This window comes from Xanthobacter sp. 126, assembly GCF_000526175.1.
In the GTDB taxonomy this organism is placed as follows: Bacteria; Pseudomonadota; Alphaproteobacteria; order Rhizobiales; family Xanthobacteraceae; genus Xanthobacter; species Xanthobacter aminoxidans.
The window spans coordinates 912,932-926,651 of the sequence record NZ_JAFO01000001.1; the positions used below are offsets into that span (position 1 = coordinate 912,932).

Consider the following 13,720-nt stretch of genomic DNA (forward strand, 5'->3'; position numbering starts at 1 on the left):
CCTCCCCTCTCCCTCTGCGGAAGAGGGCGTTCTGACGGTCAGGAGAAGGCGATGCGCTCGCCTCACCGCAGGTTGTCCGCTCCAGATTGTCCATCTGTCATCGCCCGGACGAGCCGGGCGATGACGGCGGTGAATGGGGAAGCCACCACCCCGCGCCGCCCCCAGTGCCGTTTCACGCCATTGTCATCCCGCTCGCACCGGCAGCCTTGCGCGCTGCCGCTCTCACACGGCCCGCTGATCCTGTCGCCTCAAGGCTTCCGCAGCGTCGCGGTCCGCGCCACCCCGTCCGGGCAGCGCCATGCCCCGCCCGTCGCCGCCATGTTTCTGCCGTCGCGGCGGGTGCCATAATCGGCTATTCCCGGATCGAAGCGCGATCCAACCGGAGTTGCCGATGCTTGCGTCCCTCGCCCGCCGCCTTGCCCTCGCCGCCGCGCTGAGCCTCGCCTTCGGGGCGCCCGGCCGCAGCGCGGAGGACGCGAAACCGGCGCCGGACCCGGCCGCACCTTCGTCCTCCACCGCCGCGCCGGCGGCCACGCCCGCAGCGCCCGTGTTCAGGCACGGCCTGTCGCTGATGGGCGAGCCCGCCTATCCCGCCGGCTTTCCCCATTTCAAATATGTGAATCCCGCCGCACCCAAGGGCGGTCTGCTGCGCCTCGCCGAGGACGGCACGTTCGACACCTTCAACTTCGTGGTGCCGCGCGGTACGCCCGCGGCGGGCATCAATCTGATCTACGACACGCTCATGGTCGCCGCCTCCGACGAGGTGGCGAGCGAGTACGGGCTGATCGCGGAAGGCGTGAGCTACCCGGCGGATTTCTCCTCCGTCACCTATCGCATCCGCGCCGACGCGCGCTGGCATGACGGCAAGCCCATCACGCCCGAGGACGTGGTGTTCTCCTTCGAGGCGCTGACGAAGAACAACCCCAACCAGCGCTTCTATTACAGCCACGTCACCAAGGCCGAGAAGACCGGCGATCGGGACGTGACCTTCACCTTCGACCAGGCCGGCAACCGCGAGCTGCCGCAGATCGTCGGCCAGCTCACCATTCTGCCCAAGCACTGGTGGACCGGCACGGACGCCAACGGCAAGCCGCGCGACATCGCGCAGGGCACGCTGGAGGTGCCGCTGGGCTCGGGCGCCTATCGCATCAAGAGCTTCATCGCCGGGCGCTCCATCACCTACGAGCGGGTGAAGGACTATTGGGCGAAGGACCTCAATGTGAACGTCGGAAAGGATAATTTCGACGAGATGCGCTACGAGTATTTCCGCGACGACACGGTGATGCTCGAAGCCTTCAAGGCCGACCAGTATGATTTCCGCGTGGAATCCTCGGCCAAGAACTGGGCGACCGCCTATGACTTCCCCGCCCGCGCCGATGGCCGCGTGGTGCTGGAGATGTTCGAGAACCGCGCTTCGGGCGTGATGCAGGCATTCATTCCCAATCTGCGCCGCGACAAGTTCAAGGACCCGCGGGTGCGCCGCGCGCTGAACTACGCGCTCGATTTCGATGGCATGAACCACACGCTGTTCTTCGGCCAGTACAAGCGCACCAATTCCTTCTTCTCGGGCACCGAGCTGGCCTCCTCCGGCCTGCCGCAGGGCCGCGAGCTGGAAATCCTCAACGGGCTGAAGGACAAGGTGCCCCCGCAGGTGTTCACCACCGCCTACACCAATCCCGAAAGCGGATCGGAAGAGGCGCGGCGGGCGAACCTTCGGGAGGCGGCGCGGCTGTTCAAGGAGGCCGGCTACGAGGTGAAGAACCGCAAGCTGGTGAACGCCAAGGGCGAGCCCTTCAGCATCGAATTCCTCATCTCCAGCCCGGCCATGGAGCGCGTGGTGGTGTTCTATCGCCCGGCGCTGGAGCGGCTCGGTATCGAGGTGAACATCCGCACCGTGGATACCTCGCAATACATCAACCGGGTGCGCTCGCGCGACTATGACATCATCGTCTCCGGCTGGGGCCAGTCGCTCTCGCCCGGCAACGAGCAGCGCGAATACTGGGGCTCGGAGGCCGCCGACCGGGACGGCTCGCGCAACCTCGCCGGCATCAAGGACCCGGCCGTGGACGCGCTGATCGAGAAGGTGATCTACGCCACCGACCGCGCCGACCTTGTCGCCGCCACCCACGCGCTGGACCGCGTGCTGCTGTGGAACGAATATGTCATCCCCGCCTGGGGGCTGAACTATACCCGCACGGCGCGCTGGGACCGCTTCGCCCATCCCTCGCAACTGCCCGCCTATTCCTTCGCCTTCCCCGACATCTGGTGGTTCGATCCGGCCAAGGCGTCGAAGACCGGCGCGGGGGCGGGCAAATGAGCCTCACGCGCCGCGCGCTGCTGGCGTCGTCCTGCGCGCTCCTCGTGCCCGCTCTGGCGCGGGCGCAGGGCGCTTCGCCCGCCCCTTCGGCGGCGGAGTCCGCGGCAGGGGAGGGCGGCACGTCCGCCGCCGCGGTGGAGCGGCACGGCCTCTCCTTCTTCGGCGACCTGAGGTATCCGGCGAATTTCGCCCATTTCGACTATGTGAACCCGGACGCGCCCAAGGGCGGGCCCTTCTCCCAGCTCGGCCGCGCCACCTATTACAACCAGTCGCTCACCACCTTCGACACGCTGAACCCCTACAACCAGCGGGGCAACGGCGCGCAGGGCATCGAGTTGATCTACGACACCCTGATGGCCGCCGCCGGCGACGAGAAGAGCGCCATGTACGGGCGACTGGCCTCGTCCGTGGTGATTTCGGACGAGGGGCTCACCTACCGCTTCAAGCTGCGGCGCGAGGCGCGCTTCCACGACGGCACGCCGCTGACCTCCGCGGACGTGGTGGCCACCTTCGAGGCCTTCAAGGCGGAGGGCTACGAGACCATCCGCATGGCCCTGCGCGACGTCACCGGCATCGAGGCGGACGGGCCGAACGAGGTGGTGTTCCGTTTCAAGCCGGGCCGCGCGCGCGACGTGCCGCTGACGGTGGCGGGCCTGCCCATCTTCTCCAAGGCGTTCCTCGCCAAGCACCCGTTCGGCCAGTCCTCGCTGGAGGTGCCCATGGGCTCGGGGCCGTACCGCATCGGCCGCTTCGAGCAGGGGCGCTACATCGAGTACAATCGCGTGCCCACCTATTGGGGCCGTGACCTCCCTGTCATGAAGGGGCGCTTCAACTTCGACCAGGTGCGCTACGAATATTTCCGCGACCGGGTGGCGGGCCTCGAAGGATTCAAGGCCAAGGTCTATCTCTTCCGCGAGGAGTTCACTGCGCGTGAATGGGCCACCGGCTATGATTTCCCCGCCGTGCGCGAGGGGCGGGTGAAGGTGGAGACGCTGCCGGACGAGAGCTTCTCCGGCGTGCAGGGCTGGTTTCTCAACACCCGCCGCCCGAAATTCTTCGATCGCCGCGTGCGTGAGGCCATCGGGCTCCTGTTCGATTTCGACTGGACCCGCAAGAACCTGATGTATGACAGCTATACCCGCACCGTCTCCTTCTTCCAGAATTCGGAGATGATGGCGCAGGGCCTGCCCTCGCCGGCGGAGCTGAAGCTGCTCGATCCCTTCCGCGACCGCCTGCCGGAGGAAGTCTTCGGCGAGCCCTACGTGCCGCCCCAGTCCGACGGCTCCGGCGAGGACCGCAACCTGCGCCGGCTGGCCCTCAACCTCCTCAAGGAGGCGGGCTACAGCGTGCAGCAGGGCAAACTGGTGGATGCCAAGGGCGAGGCCTTCAGCATCGAGTTCCTCGACAGCGACGGCAGCATGGAGCGCCACACCGCCCGCTTCATCGGCCATCTGAAGAAGGTGGGCATCGAGGCCACCTTCCGCATCGTGGACCCGGCCCAGTTCCAGCAGCGGCTGCAGAATTTCGACTTCGACCTCGTGGTGCGCCGCTACAGTTTCGCGCCCTATCCCGGCGACGAGCTGCGCGCCTATTTCTCCACCGAGGCGGCGCGCACGCGCGGTTCCTACAATGTGGCTGGTATCGCCGACCCGGCGGTGGACGGCCTCATCAACGCGGCGCTGGCCGCCCCCGACGCGGCGGCCCTCGTCACCGCCTGCCGCGCGCTCGACCGGGTGCTGCGGGCCGGCCGCTACTGGATCCCCCAGTGGTATTCCGGCCAGAACCGCATCGCCTACTGGAACCAGTTCGCCCGGCCGGCCACCAAGCCGCGCTACGAGCTGGGCGTGCTCGACACCTGGTGGAGCACCGGCACCGAGCCCGCTCGCTGAGGGTGGCGCCATATGGATGAATCTTCATGTGAAGCGGCAACCTTTTCCCGCCAATATGCTCTAGCCTCACCTGACGTGTCGCAACGGGACGCCTGATGCTCGCTTACATCGTCCGCCGCATCGCCCTCATGGTGCCGACCATTCTCGGCATCATGCTGGTGTCGTTCGTGGTCATCCAGTTCGCCCCCGGCGGGCCGGTGGAGCGCGTGATCGCGCAGCTGACCGGCGAGGACGTCTCCGCCACCTCCCGCGTCTCCGGCGGCGGCAGCGACTTCAGCGGGGCGGGCGCGGCGGCGCAGGCCGGGGCGGCGGCGGAGATGTCGTCCAAGTATCGCGGCGCGCAGGGCCTCGACCCGGCCTTCATCAAGGAGCTGGAGAAGCAGTTCGGCTTCGACAAGCCGCCCCACGAGCGCTTCCTGAAGATGATCACGGACTATGCCACCTTCAACTTCGGCAAGTCCTATTTCCGCGACATCTCGGTGCTGGAGCTGATCGGCGAGAAGATGCCCGTCTCCATCTCCCTCGGCCTGTGGATGACGCTCATCACCTATCTCATCTCCATTCCGCTCGGCATCGGCAAGGCCATGCGCGACGGCTCGCGCTTCGACGTGTGGACCTCGGCGGTCATCATCGTCGGCTATGCCATCCCCTCCTTCCTGTTCGCCATCCTGCTCATCATCCTGTTCGCCGGCGGCTCCTTCCTCGATCTGTTCCCGCTGCGCGGCCTCACCTCCGAGAATTTCTGGCAGATGAGCTGGCCCGAGCGCATCGCCGACTATGCCTGGCACCTGGTGCTGCCGCTCACCTCCATGGTGCTCGGCGCCTTCGCCACCATGACGCTGCTCACCAAGAACTCGTTCCTGGAAGAGATCCGCAAGCAATACGTCACGACGGCGCGCATGAAGGGGCTGTCCGAGAGCCGGGTGCTCTACGGCCATGTATTCAGGAATGCCATGCTGATCGTCATCGCCGGCTTCCCCAGCGCCTTCATCGCCGCCTTCTTCTCCGGCTCGCTCTTGATCGAGACCATCTTCTCGCTGGACGGCCTCGGCCTGCTCGGCTTCGAGAGCGTGCTCAACCGCGATTATCCCGTGGTGTTCGCCACCCTCTACATCTTCTCGCTGGCAGGCCTCATCGTCGGCCTCATCTCGGACCTCACCTACATGCTGGTCGATCCCCGGATCGACTTCGAGACGCGGGAGGTCTGAGCCATGGATGCCGTTCCCGTGCTCCAGCCCGGCGCGCCCACCGATGTGCCCGCTGCCCGCGACACCGCCCACGGCCCGCTGCCGCCTCCGGGCGAGAGCAAGCCGAAGAGCCGCTTCGCCCTCTCGCCGCTCAACCGGCGGCGGCTGGCCAACTTCCGCGGCAACGGGCGCGGCTACTGGTCGTTCGTGGTGTTCATGGTGCTGTTCGTGCTCAGCCTCGGCGCCGAGTTCATCGCCAACGACAAGCCCATCCTCGTCTCCTATGACGGGGGCTATTACTTCCCCGTCTTCCGCGCCTATCCCGAGACTGCGTTCGGCGGCGATTTCGAGACCGATGCGGACTACCGCGACCCCTTCCTCCAGAAGCTGATCGCGGAGAAGGGCGGCTGGATGGTGTGGCCCTTCATCCGCTTCTCCTATTCCACCCACAATCTGGACCTGCCCACCCCCGCCCCCTCGCCGCCCACCTGGATGCTCACCGAGGCCCAGTGCAAGGCGGCGGCGGAGAAGAAGGGCGTGTCCGGCTGCGCGGGTCTTGAGATGAACTGGCTCGGCACGGACGACCAGGGCCGCGACGTGGTTGCCCGCCTCATCTACGGCTTCCGCATCTCCGTTCTGTTCGGCCTCGCGCTCACCATCGTCTCGTCCGTGGTGGGCGTGGGGGCGGGCGCGGTGCAGGGCTATTTCGGCGGCTGGGTGGACCTCCTGTTCCAGCGCTTCATCGAGATCTGGACGGCCATCCCCTCGCTCTATCTCCTTCTCATCATCTCCTCGGTGCTGGTGCCCGGCTTCTGGGTGCTGCTCGGCATCCTGCTTTTGTTCTCTTGGGTGTCGCTGGTGGGGCTGGTGCGCGCCGAATTCCTGCGCGCGCGCAATTTCGAATACGTGCAGGCGGCGCGGGCGCTGGGCGTGGGCAACCTCACCATCATGACGCGGCACATGCTGCCCAACGCCATGGTGGCGACGCTGACTATGCTGCCCTTCATCCTGTCATCCTCGGTGATGACGCTGACGGCGCTGGACTTCCTCGGCTTCGGCCTGCCCCCCGGCTCGCCCTCGCTGGGCGAACTGCTCTCCCAGGGCAAGAACAACATCCAGGCGCCCTGGCTCGGCCTCACCGGCTTCTTCACCGTGGCGGTGATGCTGAGCCTGCTCATCTTCGTCGGCGAGGCGGTGCGCGACGCCTTCGATCCGCGCAAGACGTTCGGGTGAGGGGGAAACCATGACCGCTGAACCCCTCCTTTCCGTCCGCGACCTCTCCGTCGCCTTCCGCCGTGGCGATGGTGCGCCGCCGGCGCTGGCGGTGAAGACTGTGTCGTTCGACCTCGCCAAGGGCGAGACGCTGGCGCTGGTCGGCGAATCCGGCTCGGGCAAGTCGGTCACGGCGTTGTCGGTGCTGAAGCTGCTGCCCTATCCCACGGCGAGCCACCCCTCGGGCGAGATCCTGTTCAAGGGGCGCGACCTGCTCACGGTGTCGGAGCGGGAATTGCGCGGCATCCGCGGCAACAACATCACCATGGTGTTCCAGGAGCCCATGAGTTCCCTCAACCCGCTCCACAGCATCGAGCGGCAGGTGGGGGAGATGCTGATCCTCCATCGCGGCATGTCCGCCCATGCCGCCCGCGCCCGCACGCTGGAACTGCTCGCCGAGGTGGGCATCCCCCAGCCGGAGGAGCGGCTTTCCGCCTATCCGCACCAATTGTCCGGCGGCCAGCGCCAGCGCGTGATGATCGCCATGGCGCTCGCCAACGAGCCGGACCTGCTGATCGCCGACGAGCCCACCACGGCGCTGGACGTGACCGTGCAGGCGCAGATCCTCAAGCTCTTGAAGGAGCTTCAGGCGCGGCTCGGCATGGCCATGCTGTTCATCACCCATGACCTCGGCATCGTGCGCAAGATCGCCGACCGGGTGTGCGTGATGCAGAAGGGCGAGATCGTGGAGCAGGGCGGGGCGGAGGAGACCTTCCTCCACCCGAGGCACGCCTACACCCAGGCGCTGCTGAAGGCCGAGCCGAAGCCGGACCCGGCCCCCATCGCCCCCGATGCCCCCATGGTGGTGGAGGCGAACGACCTCAAGGTCTATTTCCCCATCAAGCGCGGCATCCTGCGCAAGACGGTGGGCCATGTGAAGGCGGTGGACGGGGTGTCCATCGCCATCCGCCGCGGCGAGACGCTGGGCGTGGTGGGCGAATCGGGCTCGGGCAAGACCACGCTCGGCCTCGCGCTGCTGCGGCTCATCTCCAGCGCCGGGCCCATCGCCTTCCTCGGCAAGCCCATCGACGCCCTGAGCTTCAAGGCCATGCGGCCGCTGCGCTCGGACCTCCAGATCGTGTTCCAGGACCCCTTCGGCGCGCTCTCGCCGCGCATGTCGGTGGCGGAGATCGTGGGGGAGGGGCTGCTGGTCCACCAGCGCCAGCTCTCCGCGGACGAGCGGGACGCGCGGGTGGTGGCGGCGCTCGCCGACGTGGGGCTCGATCCCGAGACGCGGCACCGCTATCCCCACGAATTCTCCGGCGGCCAGCGCCAGCGCATCTCCATCGCCCGCGCCATGGCGCTGGAGCCCTCCTTCGTGGTGCTGGACGAGCCGACCAGCGCCCTCGACATGATCGTGCAGGCGCAGATCGTCGATCTGCTGCGCGCGCTCCAGAAGAAGCGCGACCTCACCTTCATGTTCATCTCCCACGATTTGCGCGTGGTCTCGGCGCTGGCGAGCCGCATCCTCGTCATGCGCAACGGCAAGATGGTGGAGGAGGGGCCGGCGCACGACGTGTTCGAGCATCCGAAGGAGGACTACACCCGCGCTCTGTTCGCGGCCGCCTTCAATCTCGACGCCACCGGCCACGGCGTGGTGCGCCAGTGACGCAAATGGAAGATCGCCCCGCGCGCGTGGACGTGGAAGGCCCGGAGCTGCTGGCCAACGGCTTCCGCCCCTATGAGCGCTACCAGCTCGTGCTGCACCATGCGGACGGCACCAGCGACCATCAGGTGCGCGATATCGTGCGCGGTGGGAAGGTGATTGCCGTGCTGGGTTACGATCCCGAGCGGGACCTGGTGGTGATGATCCGCCAGTTCCGCCTGTCCGCGCACCTCTCCAGCAACCGGGGCGATCTGGTGGAGATCGTCGCCGGCATGGTGGAGCCGGGCGAGGCGCTGGAGGACGCCGCCCGGCGCGAGTGCGTGGAGGAGGCGGGCGTCGCGCCCCGCGCGCTGCTCCCCATCCTGACCTTCACGCCCAGCCCCGGCATCACGGACGAGCTGGCCTTCATCTTTCTCGGCGTCCTCGATGCCTCCCGCCTGCCGGAGCGGGCGGGGTCGCGGGAGGAGACGGAGATGACGCAGCCCTTCGCGCTGCCAGTGGACGAGGCCCTCGCCGCCATCGTCGAGGGGCGCTGCCTCAATGGCGTTCTGATCCTCGCCCTCCAATGGCTGGCGCTGAACCGCGCGCGGCTGCCGGAGCTGATCGCGGCGGCGGAGCGGGGGTAGGGGTCGGTCGCCGCATTCGGCGTTGGCACCAGCCCCTCGAGGCCGTCATCGCCCGGCTCGTCCGGGCGATCCACTGCCCCGCCTGAACCACGCCCGAGACATCGATCCAGCCGAGCCGTGGATCCCCCGGACGAGCCGGGGGATGACGCCGGGATCAGGGCCGTCAGGCGCGAGGAATGGCGGGCGCCCCCACCCTCACGCATGCGGCTCCAGCCGGGCCAGATCGAACGCCGCCACGTCCCTCAGCAGCTCCACGAACGCGCGGGAGCCGTATTCGAAGGCGGCCTCGCCTTTCAGCGCGGTGGCGTGGGTGGCGTCGCCCATGGCGCCGTCGGGGCTCAAATCCTCCGCTAGCCAGCCGAAGCCGACCGGGTGGTTGGCGCGCAGGCGCTGGAATTCGGTTTCCATGGCGATGGAATAGGGCGGGAACGGCCCGGCGTGGCTCATGTCCACCAACTCGGGGCGGAAGGCCAGCATCAGCGAGGTTTCGATCTCCCCGCCATGGATGCCGTGCGCCCGCTCGTGATCGGAGAACAGGCCCACTGGATAGCCGAAGCGGTGCATGGAGCAGGTGACGGCCAGCATCTTGTGGTCCACCCTGAGCGTGCGCGCCACGAGGTCGATCACCGGCACGTTGCCGCCATGGGTGTTCATGAGCACGAGGCGGCGCACCCCGGCGCGGGCGAGGCTGCGGCCCAGCTCCACCCAGGCGGCGATGGCGGTGGCGGGCGAAAGCGTGAGCGTGCCGGCGAACGAGATGTGCTCGTCGGACTTGCCCACCGCCTGGACCGGCAGGAACACCGCATCCACCTCGCGCGGCACCATGAAGGCGATGCGCTCTACATAGGCCTCGGCGATGAACAGGTCGGTGCCCAGCGGCAGATGGGGGCCATGCTGCTCAACGGCGGCGACGGGCAGGACGGCGACCATGCGGGTCTTGTCCAGCGCTGCGAGTGCCGGTGAGGAAAGTTCAGCCCATTTCAGAAACACCGTCCGCCTCCCGCCCCTGAGCGCGCCAGCCCGCGCCGCCCTACCTCCATGGGAAGGAAAAGCCGCATCAAGTCAAGGGTATGGGAGCAGTGGGAGGTACCTCTACCTCGGCGGTTGCCCTCTCCCCTTGCGGGAGAGGGTGGATCGCGGCTCCGCCGCGAGACGGGTGAGGGGTGTGGCGCCGCCTGGGGGGCGCTCGGTGTTGGCCCGGCGAGTCCCCCTCACCCCCAGCCCCTCTCCGCCCGAACTCGGCTGTTGCCGAGTTCGGATCGCAAAGGTCGCAGTCGGCAAAAGCCGACTGCGAGGGGAGAGGGGAGGACGTCTGCTCGCGGCACCGAGAACACCCCGTGAACCTCGCCTAGACACTGATTCGGCCCCCTCCCGTTCCGCGAATGTCCGCGCGCCCCCTTTCGCCATGGCCGTCGCGTCCCGATATGATACAGGACACCCCTCCTTTAAGCGGATTGCGCCTGAGCCGATGGACGACGTCACCCGATGGGCCGTGCTGCCGCGCAATCTGAGGGCGCGGGGGGTGAGCGCGGTCCTTGGCCCGACCAATACGGGCAAGACCCACCTCGCCATCGAGCGCATGCTCGGCCATGAGAGCGGCATCATCGGCCTGCCGCTGCGCCTTTTGGCGCGCGAGGTCTACCAGCGCATCGTCGACCGGGTGGGCGCGGAGAACGTCGCCCTCATCACCGGCGAGGAGAAGATCAAGCCGAAAGGCCGCCACGGGGCCGGCCCGCGCTACTGGGTCTCCACCGTGGAGGCCATGCCGCGCGACCTCGACGTCGCCTTCGTCGCCATCGACGAGATCCAGCTCGCCACCGACCTCGACCGCGGCCACGTCTTCACCAACCGCATCCTGAACCGGCGCGGCCGCCACGAGACGCTGCTGCTGGGCTCGGCCACCATGCGCCCGCTTGTGGAAAAGCTCATTCCCGGCGTGAACGTGGTGGTGCGCCCGCGCCTTTCCACCCTCACCTTCGCCGGTGAGCGCAAGATTTCCCGCCTGCCGCGCCGTTCGGCCATTGTCGCCTTCTCGGCCGAGGAGGTCTATTCCATCGCCGAATTCATCCGCCGCCAGCGGGGCGGGGCGGCGGTGGTGATGGGCGCGCTCTCGCCGCGCACCCGCAATGCCCAGGTGGAGCTCTACCAGTCCGGCGACGTGGACTATCTCGTCGCCACCGATGCCATCGGCATGGGCCTCAACCTCGACGTGGACCATGTGGCCTTCGCCTCGGACCGCAAGTTCGACGGCTGGCAATATCGCAAGCTCAACCCCTCCGAGATGGCGCAGATCGCGGGGCGCGCCGGCCGCGCGACGCGGGACGGCACGTTCGGCACGACGGGACGTTGTCCACCGCTTGAGGAGGAACTGGTCTCCCGGCTGGAGGAGCATGTGTTCGACACTGCGAAGGTGTTGCAATGGCGCAACGCCGTCGCGGATTTCCAGTCGCCCGCGGCGCTCCTCACCTCCCTTTCGCGCCTGCCGAAGGAGGAGGGGCTGACCCGCGCGCCCACCGCCGATGACGTTGCGGTGCTTGAAATCATGAGCCGGGACATGGAGGTGACGGGCCGTCTCGACGGCGCCGCCGACGTGGAACGGCTGTGGGATGCCTGCCAGGTGCCGGACTATCGCAAGGTCTCTCCGGGCGCCCATGCGGAGCTGGTGGGCACCCTTTTCGGGCACATAAAGGGGGGTGGTCGCATCCCCGATGAGTGGTTCGCGCGTCAAATCGCCTTGACCGATCGCGCAGAAGGCGACATCGACACGTTGTCGAACCGGATTGCGCAGGTGAGGACCCTCACCTTCGTTGCGAACCGGCCCGACTGGCTCAGGGATCCGGAGCACTGGCAAGGCGTCACGAGAGGGGTCGAGGACAAGCTGTCGGATGCGTTGCACGAAAGGCTAGCCCAGCGTTTCGTGGATCGGCGGACCAGCGTGCTCATGCGGCGCCTGCGAGAGAACACGATGCTCGAAACTGAAATCAGCAAGACCGGTGACGTTACCGTCGAAGGCCACGTCATCGGCCACCTCCACGGCTTCCAGTTCGCCCCCGACCCCGCAGCCGCGGCCGGTGGCGAGGAAGCGAAGGCTTTGCGCGCCGCCGCCCAGCAGGCTCTGGCCGGCGAAATCGAGCAGCGCGCCCAGCGCCTGTCGCAGGCGGTGGACGAGGCGTTCGTCCTCACCTTCGACGGCACCATCCGCTGGACGGGCGAGGCGGTGGCCAAGCTCATCCCCGGCGACGAGGTGCTGAAGCCGCGCTTCAAGATCATCGCCGACGAGCATCTCACCGGCCCGGCCCGCGACCAGGTGGAGGCGCGCCTCACCCTGTGGGTGGCCGCCCATATCGAGAAGCTGCTCGGTGCGCTCACCAAGCTCGGCACCGCCGAGGACATCACCGGCATCGCCCGCGGCATCGCCTTCCAGATCGTCGAGAGCCTCGGCGTGCTGGAGCGCGCCCGTGTCGCCGACGAGGTGAAGGGGCTGGATCAGGCCGCCCGCGCCACGCTGCGCGGCCATGGCGTGCGCTTCGGCGCCCATCACATCTATCTGCCGGCCCTGCTGAAGCCCGCCCCGCGCGCGCTGGCGGCGGAGCTTTATGCGCTGAAGCACGGCGGCCTCGCCCAGAAGGGCCTCGACGAGCTGCCGCACCTCGCCGCCTCCGGCCGCACCTCCATCCCCGTGGACCACGAGGTGCAGAAGGGCCTGTATCGCGCCGTCGGCTTCCGCGTGTGCGGCGAGCGCGCGGTGCGCGTGGACATTCTGGAGCGCCTCGCCGACCTCATTCGTCCGGCGCTGGCGTGGCGGCCCAACTCCCCCGGCCCCAAGCCGGCCGGGGCGGTGGACGGCCGTGGCTTCACCGTCACCGTGGGCATGACCTCGCTGGCCGGCTGCTCGGGTGAGGATTTCGCCTCCATCCTGAAGTCGCTGGGCTATCGCATGGAGCGCCGCCCCCCGCCGCCGGAGGCCGAGGCCCCCGCCGCAGCGCCGGAAGCGGCCCCCGCGGAACTCGCCCCGCTGCCGGAAGGCGCCATCGAGGCCGACCTCCTGTTCGACGCCCCGGCGGAAGCGCCCCCGCCTGCGGACGAGCCCGTCGGCGAGGATGCCGATGCGCCGGCCGAATCGGCGGACGAGGTGCTCATTGAAGCCCCCGCCGAGGACGTTCCCGCTGAGGAGTTGCCCGCCGAGGAAACCCCCGCTGACGTGGTTCTGGCCGATGCGGCCGAGGCCGAGGCTGCCGCTGAGGCGGCCGAGGTGTCCGGCGATCCCACCGCTGCCGAAGTCGCGGCCGAGGTGGAGGCGCCTGCCGCCCCCGGTGGTCCCGAGGCGGTGGAAGGCGTCGTCGTGGTGGCCGAGGCTGCTGCTGCCGATGCCGCTCCCGCCGAGCCCGAGATGATTGAGGTGTGGCGTCCCGGCCGTCCGCCCGGCGCGCCGCGTCGCGAGCGTCCGGCCGGCGAAGGCCGCCGCTTCGGCGATCGTCCCGGCGGTGATCGCGGCGAGCGCGGTGGCGAGAAGGGTGGCGGCCGCGGCGAGCGCCGCGATGGCCGTCCGCCCCACCGCCGTCCCGAGCACGCCCCCGCCGAGGCCGGTGCGCCCGAGGGCGAGCGCGCGCCGCGTCCGCCGCGCGGAGACCGTCCGCCGTTCCGGGGCCCGCGCGAGAACGAGGGCAACCGCGAGCATCGCGGCCCGCGTCCCGAGCAGCGGGCGGACAACCGCCCCGCCCATCAGGAGCGCCGCCGTGAGAAGCCGGCGGACCCCGACAGCCCGTTTGCCGCCCTCGCCGCGCTCAAGGCACGGCTGGAGGCGGAGAAGAAGGGCAGCTGAT

8 protein-coding genes are annotated in these 13,720 nt (G+C 68.6%); 7 read left to right on the top strand and 1 reads right to left on the bottom strand.

The genetic code is table 11. The annotated features are described in order from the left end of the window. The first annotated feature begins 571 nt into the window (after window positions 1-571). The 6 genes from XAN126_RS0104275 to XAN126_RS0104300 all read left to right on the top strand — a co-directional run bounded on the left by XAN126_RS0104275 (window position 572) and on the right by XAN126_RS0104300 (window position 8,897). Entirely contained in the window at window positions 572-2,317 is a 1,746-nt protein-coding gene (locus XAN126_RS0104275) for an extracellular solute-binding protein (protein WP_245272348.1), read from the top strand. Next, window positions 2,314-4,206, top strand: coding sequence for an extracellular solute-binding protein (locus tag XAN126_RS0104280; RefSeq protein WP_024277366.1), 1,893 nt, complete (start codon window positions 2,314-2,316; stop codon window positions 4,204-4,206). Before XAN126_RS0104275 ends, XAN126_RS0104280 begins: the two co-directional genes overlap by 4 nt. A 95-nt stretch (window positions 4,207-4,301) precedes the next feature. Continuing rightward, window positions 4,302-5,414 (top strand): microcin C ABC transporter permease YejB, encoded by a 1,113-nt coding sequence (locus XAN126_RS0104285; protein ID WP_024277367.1) that lies wholly within the window; start codon window positions 4,302-4,304, stop codon window positions 5,412-5,414. A gap of 3 nt (window positions 5,415-5,417) precedes the next feature. Further along, window positions 5,418-6,626 carry an ABC transporter permease gene (locus XAN126_RS0104290; protein WP_024277368.1) on the top strand — a complete coding sequence of 403 codons (1,209 nt, stop codon included), beginning with the start codon at window positions 5,418-5,420 and terminating at the stop codon, window positions 6,624-6,626. A 10-nt stretch (window positions 6,627-6,636) separates the two neighbouring features. Further along, window positions 6,637-8,274 carry an ABC transporter ATP-binding protein gene (locus tag XAN126_RS0104295; protein ID WP_024277369.1) on the top strand — a complete coding sequence of 546 codons (1,638 nt, stop codon included), beginning with the start codon at window positions 6,637-6,639 and terminating at the stop codon, window positions 8,272-8,274. Window positions 8,275-8,279: 5 nt separating this feature from the next. Next, the gene (locus XAN126_RS0104300) at window positions 8,280-8,897 is read left to right on the top strand and encodes an NUDIX domain-containing protein (protein ID WP_024277370.1); all 618 of its coding nucleotides are present in this window, start codon (window positions 8,280-8,282) and stop codon (window positions 8,895-8,897) included. 195 nt (window positions 8,898-9,092) lie between these two features. Here XAN126_RS0104300 and XAN126_RS0104305 read toward each other — a convergent pair whose 3' ends face one another. Then, entirely contained in the window at window positions 9,093-9,881 is a 789-nt protein-coding gene (locus tag XAN126_RS0104305; RefSeq protein WP_280938299.1) for a creatininase family protein, read from the bottom strand. A 484-nt stretch (window positions 9,882-10,365) separates the two neighbouring features. Here XAN126_RS0104305 and XAN126_RS0104310 point away from each other — a divergent pair, with 484 nt between their 5' ends. After that, a complete protein-coding gene (locus XAN126_RS0104310) occupies window positions 10,366-13,719 on the top strand; it encodes a helicase-related protein (protein WP_024277372.1) in 3,354 nt (1,117 codons plus the stop codon). Window position 13,720: the final 1 nt, after the last annotated feature.

Bases quoted from the DNA above. Each gene is read 5' to 3' on its own strand.
- XAN126_RS0104275 (WP_245272348.1), top strand. From the start codon at position 572: ATGGGCGAGCCCGCCTATCCCGCCGGCTTTCCCCATTTCAAATATGTG.
- XAN126_RS0104280 (WP_024277366.1), top strand. From the start codon at position 2,314: ATGAGCCTCACGCGCCGCGCGCTGCTGGCGTCGTCCTGCGCGCTCCTC.
- XAN126_RS0104285 (WP_024277367.1), top strand. From the start codon at position 4,302: ATGCTCGCTTACATCGTCCGCCGCATCGCCCTCATGGTGCCGACCATT.
- XAN126_RS0104290 (WP_024277368.1), top strand. From the start codon at position 5,418: ATGGATGCCGTTCCCGTGCTCCAGCCCGGCGCGCCCACCGATGTGCCC.
- XAN126_RS0104295 (WP_024277369.1), top strand. From the start codon at position 6,637: ATGACCGCTGAACCCCTCCTTTCCGTCCGCGACCTCTCCGTCGCCTTC.
- XAN126_RS0104300 (WP_024277370.1), top strand. From the start codon at position 8,280: ATGGAAGATCGCCCCGCGCGCGTGGACGTGGAAGGCCCGGAGCTGCTG.
- XAN126_RS0104310 (WP_024277372.1), top strand. From the start codon at position 10,366: ATGGACGACGTCACCCGATGGGCCGTGCTGCCGCGCAATCTGAGGGCG.